The 15,441-nt window shown below is 60.5% G+C and carries 14 protein-coding genes and 1 pseudogene; 11 read left to right on the top strand and 4 right to left on the bottom strand.

Annotated features, from left to right (window positions below):
• The first annotated feature begins 21 nt into the window (after positions 1-21).
• Positions 22-246, top strand: a complete 225-nt coding sequence (locus P3T22_RS18505) for a DUF3717 domain-containing protein (protein WP_063498128.1) — start codon at positions 22-24, stop codon at positions 244-246.
• A gap of 94 nt (positions 247-340) precedes the next feature.
• On the opposite strand, the gene P3T22_RS18500 is transcribed toward P3T22_RS18505, so the two are convergent.
• Entirely contained in the window at positions 341-631 is a 291-nt protein-coding gene (locus P3T22_RS18500) for a 4a-hydroxytetrahydrobiopterin dehydratase (RefSeq protein ID WP_063497730.1), read from the bottom strand.
• A 103-nt stretch (positions 632-734) separates the two neighbouring features.
• On the bottom strand, positions 735-1,625 hold the full coding sequence (gene phhA, locus P3T22_RS18495; protein ID WP_063497729.1) for a phenylalanine 4-monooxygenase: 891 nt from the start codon (positions 1,623-1,625) through the stop codon (positions 735-737).
• Between the two features lie 148 nt (positions 1,626-1,773).
• Between phhA and P3T22_RS18490 the strand changes: the two genes are divergently transcribed.
• Entirely contained in the window at positions 1,774-2,265 is a 492-nt protein-coding gene (locus tag P3T22_RS18490; protein ID WP_054042727.1) for an Lrp/AsnC family transcriptional regulator, read from the top strand.
• A 91-nt stretch (positions 2,266-2,356) separates the two neighbouring features.
• On the opposite strand, the gene P3T22_RS18485 is transcribed toward P3T22_RS18490, so the two are convergent.
• Positions 2,357-2,893 (bottom strand): class IV adenylate cyclase, encoded by a 537-nt coding sequence (locus P3T22_RS18485; protein WP_408454848.1) that lies wholly within the window; start codon positions 2,891-2,893, stop codon positions 2,357-2,359.
• 362 nt (positions 2,894-3,255) lie between these two features.
• Entirely contained in the window at positions 3,256-4,155 is a 900-nt protein-coding gene (locus P3T22_RS18480) for a LysR family transcriptional regulator (RefSeq protein WP_429325738.1), read from the bottom strand.
• Between the two features lie 132 nt (positions 4,156-4,287).
• Here P3T22_RS18480 and P3T22_RS18475 point away from each other — a divergent pair, with 132 nt between their 5' ends.
• The 9 genes and pseudogenes from P3T22_RS18475 to P3T22_RS18435 all read left to right on the top strand — a co-directional run bounded on the left by P3T22_RS18475 (position 4,288) and on the right by P3T22_RS18435 (position 15,373).
• On the top strand, positions 4,288-5,826 hold the full coding sequence (locus P3T22_RS18475) for a CoA-acylating methylmalonate-semialdehyde dehydrogenase (protein ID WP_429325737.1): 1,539 nt from the start codon (positions 4,288-4,290) through the stop codon (positions 5,824-5,826).
• Between the two features lie 200 nt (positions 5,827-6,026).
• Positions 6,027-7,742 (top strand): GMC family oxidoreductase, encoded by a 1,716-nt coding sequence (locus tag P3T22_RS18470; protein ID WP_429325736.1) that lies wholly within the window; start codon positions 6,027-6,029, stop codon positions 7,740-7,742.
• A gap of 241 nt (positions 7,743-7,983) precedes the next feature.
• Complete coding sequence (locus P3T22_RS18465; protein WP_429325735.1) at positions 7,984-8,763, top strand: ABC transporter ATP-binding protein; 780 nt, start codon at positions 7,984-7,986, stop codon at positions 8,761-8,763.
• An 85-nt stretch (positions 8,764-8,848) separates the two neighbouring features.
• Entirely contained in the window at positions 8,849-9,607 is a 759-nt protein-coding gene (locus P3T22_RS18460; RefSeq protein ID WP_063497723.1) for an ABC transporter ATP-binding protein, read from the top strand.
• A gap of 52 nt (positions 9,608-9,659) precedes the next feature.
• Entirely contained in the window at positions 9,660-10,874 is a 1,215-nt protein-coding gene (locus P3T22_RS18455) for an ABC transporter substrate-binding protein (RefSeq protein ID WP_063497722.1), read from the top strand.
• A 196-nt stretch (positions 10,875-11,070) separates the two neighbouring features.
• Positions 11,071-11,955, top strand: coding sequence for a branched-chain amino acid ABC transporter permease (locus P3T22_RS18450; RefSeq protein WP_429325734.1), 885 nt, complete (start codon positions 11,071-11,073; stop codon positions 11,953-11,955).
• On the top strand, positions 11,955-12,926 hold the full coding sequence (locus P3T22_RS18445; protein ID WP_063497721.1) for a branched-chain amino acid ABC transporter permease: 972 nt from the start codon (positions 11,955-11,957) through the stop codon (positions 12,924-12,926). Before P3T22_RS18450 ends, P3T22_RS18445 begins: the two co-directional genes overlap by 1 nt.
• A 521-nt stretch (positions 12,927-13,447) precedes the next feature.
• Positions 13,448-13,633, top strand: a pseudogene (locus P3T22_RS18440) (ABC transporter substrate-binding protein); the annotation flags it as partial.
• A 579-nt stretch (positions 13,634-14,212) separates the two neighbouring features.
• Positions 14,213-15,373, top strand: a complete 1,161-nt coding sequence (locus P3T22_RS18435) for an ABC transporter substrate-binding protein (RefSeq protein WP_063497719.1) — start codon at positions 14,213-14,215, stop codon at positions 15,371-15,373.
• Positions 15,374-15,441 lie beyond the last annotated feature (68 nt).

Raw genomic sequence — 15,441 nt, 5'->3', positions numbered from 1 at the left:
CCATCGAGCGATCACGACGTCATGTCCGAGATAACGATTCACGAACTGGAAGCCGCAATCAACTTCTGGCGCGCCCGCTCACCTTCGAGCGGCGACGAACTCGTTCTATGCAAGGAGGCAAGCGCGCTCTCCAAGCCGTATGCGCTGATGATTGTACAGCGTCAGCAGACGCTATCACCGGATCGTTTGGACGGGATCGCGAGGCTTGCGTGGGATTCTTACGTGCGCCTTAATAATAGCCTGTAGAACTGAAGGTTTGGGCGCCGGCTTGCCTGCAATGCCCTTTCATTCCCCTCAAATCGTTCGATTCGGGGTGCATCAAGGCCCTTGATCGCTTGTATTACTCGGTAATACTGTCGATAAATCGTGCCAATTTGATGTCCCGCTCGGTCAAACCATTCGCCTCGTGCGTCGACAGCGTGATCTCCACCTTGCTGTACACGTTGAACCATTCCGGGTGGTGGTCCATCTCCTGTGCCTTGATCGCCACGCGTGTCATGAAGCCGAATGCTTCGTTGAAGTCGGCGAACTTGAAGTGGCGCTGAATCGCGTCGCGGCCCGCCACGGCTTGCCAGCCGTGCAGTTCAGCAACTTGCGTGGCGCGTTCTTCGGAAGTCAGTTTGTGAATCATGGTGCTACCTCGTCGATCTGAACAGGCGCGCCGGTCGGCGTGCGTATCCGCTATTTTTTCACGGATGCAGGCGGTCCGCTGTCGGCCGGGTCAGCTCGTGTTGTCAGATATCGCCGTCGGCCAGCCAGCCTTCCCGCGTGCCGCGCGTGATGACGTGATCGCGCTCGAGCACGTCGCCTGCCGCGAACGCCGGTTCCGCGGCCAGCTTGGCCAGCAATGGCGCGAAGTCGGTTTGCGCGACGCCGAACAATTGCGCGAAGTCGTCGATCACGAAGTAGGTTTTCTGGAACGTGTCGATGCGGTAGCGCGTGCGCATCACACGTTCGAGGTCGAAGCCGAGCCGGTTCGGCGCTGCGCTTTGCTGGCTGTAGAACGTCTCGCCTTTGCTCGACACGATGCCCGCGCCGTAGATTTTCACGCCGTTCGGACTCGCCGCGTCGCGGATCAGGCCGAACTCGACTGTGTACCAATAGAGCCGCGCGAGCAGCGGCAGGGCGCCGGCATCATTAGCGGCGAGCGCAGCGCGGCCGTACGCATGCATGTAGTCCGCGAACACCGGATTGATCAGCAGCGGCACGTGGCCGAACAGATCGTGAAAACAGTCCGGTTCCTGCAGATAATCGAGTTGGTCGGGGCGGCGCATCCACCATGTCACGGGAAAGCGGCGGTTCGCCAGATGCTCGAAGAACACCTGGTCTGGCACGAGTCCGGGCACGGCGACGATTTGCCAGCCCGTCGCGGGCGTCAGCCTGGCGTTGATTTCGTCGAAAGAGGGCACGCGGTCGGACGGCATGCCGATACGGTCGACGCCTGCCAGAAATTCATCGCACACACGCCCCTTGAGCAGCGCGGTCTGGCGCGCATAAAGCTGTTGCCATACAGCGTGGTCGACTGCGCCGTATCGTTCGGTCGGCTGGTCGATGGTGAAATCGGCGCGGGTTTCGAGGCCGGCCTCGAATTGCTCTTGGAGTTTGGCGGTGTTGGCTGGGGACATGATGCTGCGCGCTCTACGGTGACTGCGGGTTGAAACGGTGATGCAAGTGTAGAGCGGTGAGTCTGCGGAATGGGCGCAATGATGGCGTTGTCGCGCCGTGGTATGCAATAATCGCGCATCAAATACAGGTTTAATGCGGATATCGATCATGTTAGAACTCGATCACTTCGATCTCGCGCTGCTGGACGTTCTTCAGCGCTTCGGCCGGGCCACGCATCAGCAATTGGCTGAGCAGGTGCCGCTGTCACCGTCGCAGATCGGGCGGCGCCTGCAGCGCCTGGAGCAGGTGGGCGTGGTGGACGGCTATCGTGTCGTGTTGCGCCCGGAAAAGCTCGGGCTCGGCGTGACGGCTTTTACGAGTCTGAAGTTAAAGCATCACGGCGACTCGATCATCGAGCAATTCCAGCAACAGATCGAGGTGCTGCCGGAAGTACTGGAATGTCACGCGGTGGTCGGCGACGCCGATTATCTGCTGCGCATCGTCGCGCCCGATCTGAATTATCTGTCGACGTTCGTGATGAAGAAGTTGATGCGGGTACCGGGTGTCGACAGCGTGCGGTCCAACATCGTGTTGACCACGTTCAAGCGCAACGGACCGTTGCCGCTAGGCCATCTGTCGCCCGGGGCGGCCGCCGCTTGATACAGCGGCTTCCCGGCCTTTCGGGTGTTTGGGGGGCGAAGGGAGGCGCGGTTCCAGGATTGATGTCGCCGCGACCCGTGATGCTTAAGTTTTACGCAGCCTGCTTCGGTTCGCTGTCCGGGCTCAGCAAATCGACATAGGCGACCGCTACCAGGTCCGATTCCGGCACGCCGAGGGATTGGAACATCGCGTGTGCTTCGGCATGGCCGCCTTCTTCGTCGTCGTCCTGAGCCAGCACGACTTCGAGCTCGACGAAGTCGCCGAGACCATCGACGCGGTCCAGATGGATCCGCGTACGCCCCGTCAGATAAACGTGACGTTCTTTCGTGACGATGCCACGCGTGGTCAGCGCCGTGGCGAGCAGCGCGTGCATCGCTTCAGGGTTGGTCACCGGGCTGCGCGTGTAATACGACGCCTTCGGGCCATCGCGGTCGTCGCGCTGATAGAAGATCAGTTCGGCCGGCGTGCCGTCGTCGAACTGGCGCAGCTTCAGGCGGCCACGCGGCACATCGTAGAAAAAGTCCTGCTGGCGGAAGATCAGCGGTGCGTCCGGTGCAAGCTTTGCAGCTCGCTCGCGCAGTTGCTCGAAATGCTGGGCGCGGGCTTTGATTTCAATGTTGCGTGCCATGTCAGGCTCCTGTCGAAGGATGGCGTGGCCGGCGGCTTCCGGTATTGCCGGGGCGAAGCTGCCGGGAAGGACAAAGTCAGACGGAACAAAAGCGAAGTAGGCCGGCGCGTGAGCGCGAACCCTCAATCTAACAAAAAGCGCGTGACAGCGTAGTTTCAGATGACGGGGCCGACGAGGATGGCCTGTCAATGTGACCAGCGCCAACGACCGCCAAGGGCGATCCGCGTGGCCGCGCTGCACGGAACCGCCAGCGGGCATGACCAGCGGCACGATGAACGGATGTCATGAGCGTGACTCATATCGCTCTCGTTTTGCCCTCGTGCGTGCCCTCATGCCGCTCTCATGTCGCTCTCATGCCGTCCTCATGTCGCCCATTGCCGCTCGATCAGCTTCAACGCGGCAGCGATCGCCGGTTCGTCCTTGCGCTCCGCCAGCGTGATAAAGCTGAGCTGGGTCGGCACCGTGACGCCTTCGACGATGGTCAACGCGTGTGCATGGGCTTCGGCGATCGCGGTGGCGTCGCGCGCGAGCGTCAGACCGACGCCTGACTTGACCAGATCGAGCATCGACGGCTCCTGATCCACCTCCGCCACCTTAACCGGTTTGACGCCGGCCTCGCCAAAGCAGCGCGACAACAATCGATTGTGCGCGGACGCGGGCGGCGTCCAGATCCACGGCAGTGCGGCGAGCGAACGCCAGTCGCGCGCACCCTTCACGCGATCTTTCCAGCCCGCCGGCGCGAGCACGCGGTACTGGAAGTGCGTGAGCGTGACGGCGTGAAAGGTGGCGCCGTCGCGGGGATCGTCATCGGATGGAAGGCCGATGTAATAGCCCACATCCAGTTCCCCTGCGCGAACCTGCTCCAGCACCCAGCCCGACATGCCGTGGCGCAGGGCCGTTTCGATATGCGGCCAGGTTTCCACCAGTTGCTTGAGAAAGCCGCCGAGGCGCAGAAAAGCCGGATCGAGGATCGTGCCGATCCGCAATCGGCCGCGCACTTCGTGGCGCAGCGACGCCGCCGCGCGCTGCACGTCGCTCGCCGCGCCCAGCGCGCGTTCGGCATGGGGCAGCAGGGCCTGGCCATCGCGCGTCAGCGAAAGCCCGTGCGAGGTCCGCGTGAACAGCGTCACGCCGAGCGTCTCCTGCAAATGCTTGATTTGCAGGCTGACGGCAGGTTGGGTCAGGTGAAGCTGCACCGCGGCACGCGTGAGGTTGCCCTCGCGCGCGACGGTGACGAACGCCCGTAGCAGAGTCAGATCCATATCCTGATATTAGCTCGGCTTATAGCGCAGTTGAGCATTACTCATTGGATTTGTCGCCCCGAAGCGCCGTACGCTTGCGTTCATCACGCCGCTGCGACGGGTGGAACACATTCATAGGAAGAGGACAAGAAGATGAGCGAGACATATCAGGACGAGACCGTCCGGAGCGAGACGCGCGCACGCGCGCTGACCCATTTCATCAACGGCAAGGCGATCGACGGCACGAGCGGCCGCTTTGGCGACGTCTTCAATCCTGCGCTTGGCAGCGTGAGCGCACGCGTGCCGCTGGCGAGCGTCGCTGAAGTAGACGCAGCGGTTGCTGCCGCTAATGCCGCGTTTCCTGCATGGAGCGAAACCGCGCCGATCAAGCGGGCGCGCGTGCTGTTCAAGTTCAAGGAATTGCTCGACCGTCACCATGACGAACTGGCGGAGTTGATCACGCGTGAGCACGGCAAGGTGTTTTCGGATGCGAAGGGCGAGGTGATGCGCGGCATCGAGATTGTCGAGTTTGCGTGCGGCATTCCGAATCTGCTGAAGACCGACTTCACCGACCAGATCGGCGGTGGCATCGACAACTGGAATCTGCGTCAGCCGCTGGGCGTGGTCGCTGGCATTACGCCATTCAATTTCCCGATGATGGTGCCGTGCTGGATGTTTCCGGTGGCGATCGCATGTGGCAACACGTTCGTGCTGAAACCGTCAGAGCGTGATCCTTCCGCCTCGAATCGATTGGCCGAACTGCTGAAGGAAGCGGGATTGCCGGACGGCGTGTTTAACGTTGTGCATGGCGACAAGGTGGCGGTGGATGCGCTGCTGGTGCATCCCGAGGTGAGTGCGCTGTCGTTTGTCGGTTCGACGCCGATTGCGGAGTACATCTATACGGAAGGCACGAAGCACGGCAAGCGCGTGCAGGCTTTGGGCGGGGCGAAGAATCACCTCGTGGTGATGCCGGACGCGGATCTCGATCAGGCGGTCGATGCGTTGATCGGTGCGGCGTATGGTTCCGCGGGCGAGCGGTGCATGGCGATTTCGGTGGCGGTTGCGGTGGGGCATATTGCTGACGAATTGATCGAGCGACTGACGCCGCGGGTGAAGAGCCTGAAAATTTTGAATGGCATGGAATCGGAAGCCGAGATGGGGCCGTTGGTGACGGCGGCGCATCGCGAGAAAGTGGCGGGTTATATCGATGCTGGGATTGCGGCTGGTGCGAAGCTGGTTGTCGATGGGCGTGGCCATCAGGTGGCCGGGCATGAGAAGGGGTTTTTTCTCGGCGGAACCTTGTTCGATGATGTCTCGACCGATATGAAGATTTACCGTGAAGAGATTTTCGGTCCGGTGCTGTGTGTTGTGCGGGTGCCGGATTTTGCTTCTGCTGTTGAGCTTGTTAACGCTAACGAGTTTGCTAATGGGGTGGCGTTGTTTACCTCCGATGGCGGCGTGGCTCGGGCTTTTTCGCGGCAGATTGAGATTGGGATGGTGGGGATTAATGTGCCGATTCCTGTGCCGATGGCGTGGCATTCTTTTGGTGGGTGGAAGAGGTCTTTGTTTGGGGATCACCATGCCTATGGGGAAGAAGGGGTGCGGTTTTATACGCGGTACAAGAGCATCATGCAGAGGTGGCCGGATAGCATCGCCAAGGGGGCGGAGTTCACTATGCCGGTGGCTAAATAGGATTGGGTTTTTGCCTGTGCGGCACCTTTTTCTGTGCGCTTGCGGCGGTGGGATTTAGTTGATCTATTTGCCTGTTCGGCGCTTGTTTGGCTGTATGCCCAGGCCAACGCCGCAAGTGCGCAGAAAAAAGCGCCGGGCAGGCAGACAAGCCAAAAAGAAAATGCCAACACCGCAGGCAATAAAGCTTAGGAGACAAAACAATGAACAACTCAGAAAAATCGCCAACAACGACCCGCCGCCTGGAAGGCGAATTCGACTACATCATAGTCGGCGCCGGCACGGCAGGTTGCGTGCTGGCCAACCGCCTATCGGAAGATCCAGAAGTACAAGTCCTCCTGCTAGAAGCCGGCGGCAAAGACGACTATCACTGGATCCACGTGCCGGTAGGCTACCTCTACTGCATTGGCAATCCCCGCACGGACTGGCTCTACAAAACCCAATCGGAACCCGGCCTGAACGGCCGCTCCCTCTCATACCCAAGAGGCAGAGTACTAGGTGGCAGCTCATCAATCAACGGCATGATCTACATGCGCGGCCAGCGCGAGGACTACGACGAATGGGCCCGCGTCACCAACGACGCCTCCTGGTCATGGAACGCCGTCCTCCCCATCTTCAAACGCAGCGAAGACCACCACGCTGGTGCGTCCGAATCGCATGGAGCAGGCGGCCCATGGCGCGTCGAAAAGCAACGCCTGAAATGGAAGATCCTCGAAGAGTTTTCACAAGCCGCGCAACAAACCGGCATACCCGCCACCGACGACTTCAATCGTGGTGACAACACCGGCGTCGGCTACTTCGACGTCAATCAGAAACGCGGGGTCCGTTGGAATGCATCGAAAGCATTCTTGCGTCCCGCGCTCAAGCGTCCGAATCTCACCGTCATCACCGGTGCGCACACACAACGCGTCGTATTCGAAGGACGCCGCTGCACCGGTGTCGAATATCGCGGCGACAACACCGACTATCTCGCCAAAGCCCGTTGCGAAGTGATCCTCAGTTCCGGCGCGGTCAACTCTCCGCAATTGCTCGAACTCTCCGGTATCGGCAATGGCACGCGTCTGCAGAATCTCGGCATCGAGGTTGTGAAGGATCTGCGCGCAGTCGGCGAAAATCTGCAGGACCACCTGCAATTGCGAATGGCCTATAAAGTCGACGGCGTGCGCACGCTCAATACCGCCTCCGCCCATTGGTGGGGCAAGCTGTTGATCGGCATGCAATACGCAGTGTTTCAAAGCGGCCCCATGTCGATGTCGCCATCGCAACTCGGCGCGTTCGCCAAATCCGATCCGGACGACCGCTCGCTCACGCGCCCCGACCTCGAGTACCACGTGCAGCCGCTCTCGCTCGATCGCTTCGGTGAACCGCTGCATCGCTTTAATGCCTTTACCGCGTCGGTGTGCCAGTTGCGACCCACCTCGCGTGGCAGCATTCACATCGAATCGGCCGATGCTTCGGCGCCGCCGTTAATCGCGCCCAACTACCTGTCCACCGATTATGACCGGCACGTCGCCGCCAACGCGCTGCGTCTCACGCGCCGCATTGCCGCAGCACCGGCGCTCGCGCCCTATCGGCCGCAAGAGATTCTGCCCGGTGTCCAGTACCAGACCGAAGAAGAACTTCAGCAGGCCGCGGGCGCGGTCGGTACCACGATCTTTCATCCGGTCGGGACCTGTCGCATGGGCACCACCGACGATCCCGGCGCGGTGGTCGACAACCGGCTACGAGTTATCGGTGTTGACGGTTTGCGTGTGGTCGACGCATCAATCATGCCGTCCATCACATCGGGCAACACCAATTCGCCGACGCTGATGATCGCAGAGCGCGCCAGCGACATGATCCGTGAAGACCGTCGCGCACGCGTGGCCGGCAGCGTTACGGTTCAGACGAGCACTGCGCCGCCTGTGTCCGCTGTGTGACACATCGCGCCCGCCTTAGGCCTGCCCCAGGCAGTCTTGATCCACTAAGTGCAAATCCCGATGAATGCGCTGCATCATTGGCGCGACAATGGCAGCCATGCTGCGTGCCGCACTGTGGATTACCGTCCGGATTGGTGCAGCACGCCAATGAGCGGCACGGGCGTGTCGCCGTCATCAAACGTCGCGCAGCCTTTCGCGCGGAAGATCGTAGTGCTTCGCCTTACTCCGTATGGAAGGGAACATGATTCTCGGCGATACGATTCTCGAAACGCGCGGCCTCACCCGCGAGTTCAAAGGCTTCATCGCCGTGAACGGGGTGAACCTGCGCGTGCGCCGTGGTTCGATCCATGCGCTGATCGGCCCTAATGGGGCAGGCAAGACCACCTGCTTCAATCTGCTCACCAAATTCCTCGAACCGACCGCAGGCCAGATCGTCTTCAACGGAATCGACATCACCAATGAACGCCCGGCGCAAATCGCCCGGCGCGGCATCATCCGCTCGTTTCAGATCTCTGCTGTATTTCCGCATCTGACAGCATTGCAGAACGTGCGCGTCGGTTTGCAGCGCGTGCTCGGCACGGCATTTCATTTCTGGAAGAGCGAACGCACGCTGCGTCAACTTGACGATCGGGCAATGGACCTGCTCACGCAGGTGGGTTTGACTGATTTCGCCGATGTATTGACCGTCGAGCTTTCATACGGCCGCAAACGCGCACTGGAAATCGCCACCACGCTCGCAATGGAGCCCGAGTTGATGCTGCTCGACGAACCGACGCAAGGCATGGGCCATGAAGACGTCGATCGCGTCACCGCCTTGATCAAGAAAGTATCGAGCGGGCGCACGATCCTGATGGTCGAGCACAACATGAACGTGATCGCCGGCATCTCCGACACCATCACCGTCCTGCAACGGGGCGAAGTGCTCGCCGAAGGAAGCTACGCCGAAGTGTCGAAGAATCCGCTCGTGATGCAAGCCTATATGGGCAGCGCCGACGCGGCGCTCGCCGGAGCCCACGCATGAATACGATTGCCGAAATGTCGAAGAACCCGCTCGTAATTCAAGCCTATAGGGAGAGCGTCGATGCGGCGCTTGCCGGAGCCCGCGCATGAATACGATTGCCGAGCGCGAAAGCCTTGAGGTGAGCGGCATGGCTGGCGGTGCCCCTGCGCTGGAGATCGCGGGTTTGCAGGCATGGTACGGGGAGTCCCATATCCTGCATGGCGTCGATTTGACGGTGAACCGCGGCGAAGTCGTCACGCTGCTGGGCCGTAACGGCGCGGGGCGCACCACCACACTGCGCGCGATCATGGGGCTGACCGGCCGGCGCACCGGTTCGATCCGCATCGGCGGACGCGAAACCGTCAACCTGCCCACGCATCGCATCGCTCACTGCGGCATTGGTTATTGCCCGGAGGAGCGCGGGATTTTTTCGAGCCTCTCATGTGAGGAAAACCTGCTGTTGCCGCCGCCCGTCGGCGACAAGGCGCACATGATGTCGCTCGAAGAAATCTATTCGATGTTTCCGAATCTGCAGGAACGCCGCATGAGCCAGGGTACGCGGCTCTCGGGGGGCGAGCAGCAGATGCTGGCCGTCGCGCGTATTCTGCGCACCGGCGCGAGTTTGCTGCTGCTCGACGAAATCTCGGAAGGCCTGGCGCCAGTCATCGTGCAAGCGCTCGCCCGCATGATCATGACGCTCAAGGCGCGCGGCTACACGGTCGTGATGGTCGAACAGAATTTCCGCTTTGCCGCGCCACTTGCCGATCGCTTCTACGTGATGGAACACGGTGCGATCGTCGAGCACTTCGGGGCCAGTGAGCTCGAAAGCAAGATGCCCGTGCTGCATGACCTACTGGGCGTATAAAAAGCGTCCGATTGCCTCTGATAACCACAAGTGAAGAAACCAGGAGACAGGAATGAAAAAGAACCCACTCGCGCGGCTTGCCACACTGTGTTTCGCGGTTGCCGCCGGCGCCGCGTTGACAATGGGCAGCGCGCAAGCGGCTGACGATGCGGTGAAGATCGGCTTCATCACCGATATGTCAGGTCTTTACGCGGATATCGACGGCCAGGGCGGCCTTGAGGCGATCCGTATGGCGGTGGCGGACTTCGGCGGCAAGGTCAACGGCAAGCCGATCACGGTGGTCTATGCCGATCACCAGAATAAGGCGGACATTGCGGCTTCGCGCGCGCGCGAGTGGTTCGACCGTGATGGCGTCGATCTGCTGATCGGCGGCACGAATTCGGCAACCGGCCTCTCGATGAACACCGTGGCCGGTGAAAAGCACAAGGTCTACATCAGCATCGGCGCGGGCGCCGACACCCTGACCAACGAGCAGTGCACGCCGTACACGATTCACTACGCGTACGACACGACGGCGCTCGCCAAGGGCACCGGTTCAGCGGTGACAAAGCAGGGCGGCAAGACGTGGTACTTCCTGACCGCTGACTACGCGTTCGGCAAGGCGCTCGAAAAAAATACGTCGGACGTGGTGAAGGCGAACGGCGGCCAGGTGCTGGGCACCGTGCGTCATCCGCTGTCGGCATCGGATTTCTCGTCGTTCCTGTTGCAGGCGCAGGCGTCGAAGGCGCAGATCCTCGGCCTCGCCAACGCGGGCGGCGACACGATCAACTCGATCAAGGCCGCCAAAGAATTCGGCATCACGAAGACGATGAAACTGGCCGCGCTGCTGATGTTTATCGACGATGTCCACAGTCTGGGTCTGGAAACGACCCAAGGCCTGGTGCTGACGGACAGCTGGTACTGGAACAAGGACGCCGCCACGCGCAAGTGGGCGGAGCGCTACTTCGACAAGATGAAGAAGATGCCGTCGAGCCTGCAGGCCGCCGACTACTCGGCGACCATGACTTACCTGAAGGCCGTGCAGGCGGTCGGCTCGACCGACTCCGACAAGGTGATGGCGCAACTGAAGAAGACCAAGATCGACGACTTCTACGCGAAGGGCTACATCCGTCAGGACGGCAGCATGATCCACGACATGTACCTGATGCAGGTGAAGACGCCGGCCGAATCCAAAGAGCCGTGGGACTACTACAAGATCACTGCGACGATTCCCGGCGAGCAGGCGTTCACGACCAAGGCTGAAACGCGCTGCGCGCTGTGGAAATAAGCGCTGGTTGATAACCAGATGACCGTCTGTCTGCTGTGCCTGGCGGGCAACGCATAGTGCCGTGTTGGTACACAGGCTGACGGAAAACCGTTTCATATGCCGCGCGCGATCGGGCGGATGGCTCGCCGATCGCACGCCGGCCGGATCGTACGTAATCGATCTCACCCTGACGATGGCTTAAGGGATTAAGGCTTCAATGGAAATCTTTGGCGTTCCGCTACCGGCGATGCTGAGCCAGTTGCTGCTGGGGCTCGTGAACGGCTCGTTCTACGCGATTCTGAGCCTGGGTCTTGCTGTGATTTTCGGCTTGCTCAACGTGATCAATTTTGCGCACGGCGCATTGTTCATGCTCGGGGCGATGCTCGCGTGGATGGGTCTGTCGTATTTCGGTCTGCCGTACTGGGTGATGCTGGTGCTCGCGCCGCTGATCGTCGGCGTGTTTGGCATCGTGATCGAACGCTCGATGCTGCGCTGGCTCTACAAGCTCGATCACCTGTATGGGCTGCTGCTCACCTTTGGACTCACGCTGGTAGTCGAAGGCGTATTCCGGTCGATTTACGGTTCTTCCGGCCAGCCGTACGATGTGCCGTTGGCACTGTCCGGCGCGACCGATCTCGGCTTCATGTTCCTGCCGAACTATCGGGCGTGGGTGGTGGTGGCGTCGCTCGTGGTCTGCTTCGCGACGTGGTTCGTGATCGAGAAGACGCGCCTTGGCGCCTATCTGCGCGCGGGCACCGAGAACCCGAAACTGGTCGAGGCGTTCGGCGTCAACGTGCCATTGATGATCACGCTCACCTATGGCTTCGGCGTCGCGCTGGCAGCGTTCGCCGGCGTGCTTGCCGCGCCTGTGATTCAGGTCTCGCCGTTGATGGGCCAGCCGATGATCATCACCGTGTTCGCAGTGGTCGTGATCGGCGGGATGGGTTCGATCATGGGCTCGATTCTTACCGGCCTGCTGCTTGGTGTGATCGAAGGGCTGACGCGTGTGTTTTACCCGGAAGCGTCGGCGACCGTCGTCTTCGTGATCATGGCGCTTGTATTGCTGGTGCGCCCGGCGGGTCTCTTCGGCAAGGAAAAATGATGCAGAGAAAAGTACTCTACGGTCTGCTGCTGATCGCGCTTCTCGCGGTGCCCGTGCTCGGCATCTATCCGCTATTCGTCATGAAGGTGCTGTGCTTCGCGTTGTTCGCCGCGGCCTTCAATTTGCTGATCGGCTACACGGGCTTGCTCTCATTCGGTCATGCCATGTTTCTCGCCTCGGCCGGTTACGTCACCGGCTATGCGATGCAAACCCTCGGCTTCTCGCCGGAACTGGGCGTGCTGGCCGGCACCGCCACGGCGACGGTGCTTGGCCTCGTGGTCGGCCTGTTTGCGATCCGTCGGCAGGGCATCTACTTTGCGATGGTGACGCTGGCGCTCGCGCAGATGGTCTACTTCGTATTTCTGCAAGCGCCGTTCACGCACGGTGAGGACGGCCTGCAAGGCGTGCCGCGCGGCAAGCTGTTCGGCTTGCTGGATCTGTCGTCGGATGTGACGCTGTACTTTGTCGTGCTGGCCGTGATGGTGCTGGCATTCCTGCTGATCGTGCGGATCGTGCACTCGCCGTTCGGGCAGGTGCTGGTGGCGATCAAGGAGAACGAGCCGCGCGCCGTGTCGCTCGGTTACGACACCGATCGCTTCAAGCTGCTGGCTTTCATTCTGTCCGCAGGGCTCGCCGGTCTGGCGGGGTCGCTCAAGGTGCTGGTGCAGGGCTTCGAGACACTGAGCGACGCCTACTGGACCATGTCGGGCCTGGTGATTCTGATGACGCTCGTCGGCGGCATGGGCACGCTGTTCGGCCCGCTGCTCGGCGCGGCGCTGATCGTCGCGCTCGAAGACCGGCTCGGCGATATCGGCACGGCGCTGGCAACGACAACCGGGGTTGATTGGTTCCGGTCGCTGGGCGAATCCGTGACCATCGTGACGGGCGTGATTTTCATTGCCTGCGTGCTGGCGTTCCGGCGCGGGATTGTCGGTGAGATCATTGCGCGAGTGCGGCCGTTGCGGGCCTGAACCGGCACAGAATCTTAAATTGCTTCGGCATCCGATATAATTCGGCGATTTTTGAATCAGCCAGGCGGAATCTTGCGTTGCGCGTAGCGGCAGAGCTCGCGGTCAAAGCCACACAAAACGCGCCCCAAATTCGTGCCGCAGTGCACCACTAGGGTAATTGCTAGTTGTAGCAGTCTAAGTGCTCGTTTAATCTTCATGCAGTTCTGTTGCACCACGAATTTTGCAGGTGGAGAACGAGGAGACAATGAGGCACTCAGTGCCCAGACGAAAGCGCTGTTGGATTGATATCCAACAGCGCTTTTTATTTGTACTTTCCATCAAGCGCCATTCAAATCTTCCACTAATTCGGTGCCCCCTTTTTTATTCACCGAATTCCGTCCGATTTCGCCTGCCGCTACCCTGCAAAATGCTTGCGGCGCGGAGCTTTCGTCCGCTAAACTCGCTATTCACCAACCGCTGGGTCGGGCATTTAAATCTGCGTATTTAAATTGAAATGAATAACGGGTAGATCGAGGAGCGGGATGAAGTCGGCATTGCGTTGGATGAGCGCGGCATTGGTCGCCACCGGATTATCCGCAGCATGGAGCGGCCATGCCTTCGCGGACGTGAAAAGCGGCGTGACGGTGTCGGCAACGGGGCCGGCCGCATCGCTGGGTATTCCGGAAAAGAACACGATTGCGCTGCTGCCTAAAGAAGTGGCGGGCCGCTGCTGGTTGCCGGCCAACCGCCCGATTCGAATCCGGTGATAAAGACATGCCCGCTTCCCACGGCATTTTCAACATGAGCGCGAACGACTACGCTGGTCTCGACCAGCAGGCGCGTGTGATGGTGGAGATCGTCGGCGGCAAGTGGAAGCTGTCCGGCGACTGAGCGAAGGCGAAGCGATACGGAGCCCCATATAAAAGACGCGTGCAGTTGACGCGTCTTTTTTATTGCCCGCGTTTGATGAATGGCGGTGCATGAGGTGTGTTGGACAAGCGAGGGATCGGTGATGAACGCGCGGTCGAAACACGGCTGAAGCGGCCGGTTTCAGGACAAGCCCGTATCCGGGCGGCAGTCTATTGACCGTGGATGATACAGAACGCAATACTACTAACATGTTAGTGTTTCGTGCATAAGAAATCGCAGCAGCGGTTCGCAGCGGGGGAGTGGCACCAGAACGGCGAAGGCATTGAGGTTGAGCAGGGAAAACCATGCTTGGCACGCGTGAACCCTATAACTAGATTCAGACACCCGGCCCGTGAGCCGGATTACAGATACGCGCTTCAAAGCGTTTGGAGACTTGCATGAAAAAGACAAAGCAATGGGTACGCACTGGTATCGCGATGGCGTTGATGTGCGGCGCGGGTGCTGCCTTCGCGCAGGTGAAAATCGGCGTCACGTTGTCTACCACCGGGCCGGCCGCATCGCTCGGGATTCCTGAAAAGAACACAATCGCGCTATTGCCGAAAGAGATCGGCGGCAAGACGGTGCAATACATCATCCTCGACGATGCATCGGACACCGGCAAGGCCGTGCAGAACACGCGCAAGCTGATCGACGAAGACCACGTCGATGCGATTATCGGTTCGACCGTCACGCCGAATTCGCTGGCGATGCTCGATCCCGTAGCGGAAGGCAAGACGCCGATGATTTCGCTGGCGGCATCGGCCGCGATCATTGCGCCGATGGACGCGAAGCGCGCATGGGCCTTCAAGACGCCGCAGAACGACGATCTGATGGCCGACGCGATCGCCGACTACATGGAAAAGCACGGTGTTAAGACGGTCGGCTTCATCGGCTTTGCCGACGCCTATGGCGACAACTGGAATAAGGTGTTCGGCGCAGCGGCCGCCGCGCATCACCTGAATATCGTATCGAGCGAGCGCTACAACCGCACCGATGCGTCGGTGACGGGCCAGATCTTGAAGACAATGGGGGCGAATCCGGATGCCGTGCTGATCGCAGGTTCGGGCACGCCGGCGGCGTTGCCGGCCAAGACACTCAAGGAGCGCGGCTATAAGGGCAAGGTCTATCAGACGCACGGCGTCGCGAACAACGACTTCCTGCGCGTGTGCGGCAAGGATTGCGAAGGCGAATTGCTGCCGGCCGGTCCGATCCTGGTGGCCGACCAGTTGCCTGACTCGAATCCGGTGAAGAAGTCATCGGAGGCGTACAAGAACGCCTATGAGAAGGCGTACGGTGCGGGCTCGGTGGCGACCTTCGGCGGTCACGCATGGGACGCCGGTCAGATGCTGCAACGGGCGATTCCTGAAGCGCTGAAGACCGCGCAACCGGGCACGGAAGCGTTCCGCGTGGCGCTGCGTGCGGCACTGGAGAACGTCAAGGAGCTGCCGCTTGCACACGGCATCATGAACACCACGCCGACCGACCATAACGGCCTCGACAAGCGAGCACGCGTGATCGTGCAGATCGTCGACGGCAAGTGGAAGCTGCTGAACGACTAATAACAAAAGCGGTACGCGCCTCTCGCGCAACCTGCGGCGCATGACTGACGCCGCATTGCCATTCTGTT

This window comes from Paraburkholderia sp. GAS348 (genome assembly GCF_050434205.1).
Lineage (GTDB): Bacteria > Pseudomonadota > Gammaproteobacteria > Burkholderiales > Burkholderiaceae > Paraburkholderia.
Note: the sequence above shows the minus strand (reverse complement) of the source record. Positions and strands in the feature narration are given on the sequence as shown.

Bases quoted from the DNA above. Each gene is read 5' to 3' on its own strand.
- P3T22_RS18445 (WP_063497721.1), top strand. From the start codon at position 11,955: ATGCAGAGAAAAGTACTCTACGGTCTGCTGCTGATCGCGCTTCTCGCG.
- P3T22_RS18505 (WP_063498128.1), top strand. From the start codon at position 22: ATGTCCGAGATAACGATTCACGAACTGGAAGCCGCAATCAACTTCTGG.
- P3T22_RS18500 (WP_063497730.1), bottom strand. From the start codon at position 631: ATGATTCACAAACTGACTTCCGAAGAACGCGCCACGCAAGTTGCTGAA.
- P3T22_RS18450 (WP_429325734.1), top strand. From the start codon at position 11,071: ATGGAAATCTTTGGCGTTCCGCTACCGGCGATGCTGAGCCAGTTGCTG.
- P3T22_RS18435 (WP_063497719.1), top strand. From the start codon at position 14,213: ATGAAAAAGACAAAGCAATGGGTACGCACTGGTATCGCGATGGCGTTG.
- P3T22_RS18465 (WP_429325735.1), top strand. From the start codon at position 7,984: ATGATTCTCGGCGATACGATTCTCGAAACGCGCGGCCTCACCCGCGAG.
- P3T22_RS18470 (WP_429325736.1), top strand. From the start codon at position 6,027: ATGAACAACTCAGAAAAATCGCCAACAACGACCCGCCGCCTGGAAGGC.
- P3T22_RS18485 (WP_408454848.1), bottom strand. From the start codon at position 2,893: ATGGCACGCAACATTGAAATCAAAGCCCGCGCCCAGCATTTCGAGCAA.
- P3T22_RS18480 (WP_429325738.1), bottom strand. From the start codon at position 4,155: ATGGATCTGACTCTGCTACGGGCGTTCGTCACCGTCGCGCGCGAGGGC.
- P3T22_RS18460 (WP_063497723.1), top strand. From the start codon at position 8,849: ATGAATACGATTGCCGAGCGCGAAAGCCTTGAGGTGAGCGGCATGGCT.
- phhA (WP_063497729.1), bottom strand. From the start codon at position 1,625: ATGTCCCCAGCCAACACCGCCAAACTCCAAGAGCAATTCGAGGCCGGC.
- P3T22_RS18490 (WP_054042727.1), top strand. From the start codon at position 1,774: ATGTTAGAACTCGATCACTTCGATCTCGCGCTGCTGGACGTTCTTCAG.
- P3T22_RS18455 (WP_063497722.1), top strand. From the start codon at position 9,660: ATGAAAAAGAACCCACTCGCGCGGCTTGCCACACTGTGTTTCGCGGTT.
- P3T22_RS18475 (WP_429325737.1), top strand. From the start codon at position 4,288: ATGAGCGAGACATATCAGGACGAGACCGTCCGGAGCGAGACGCGCGCA.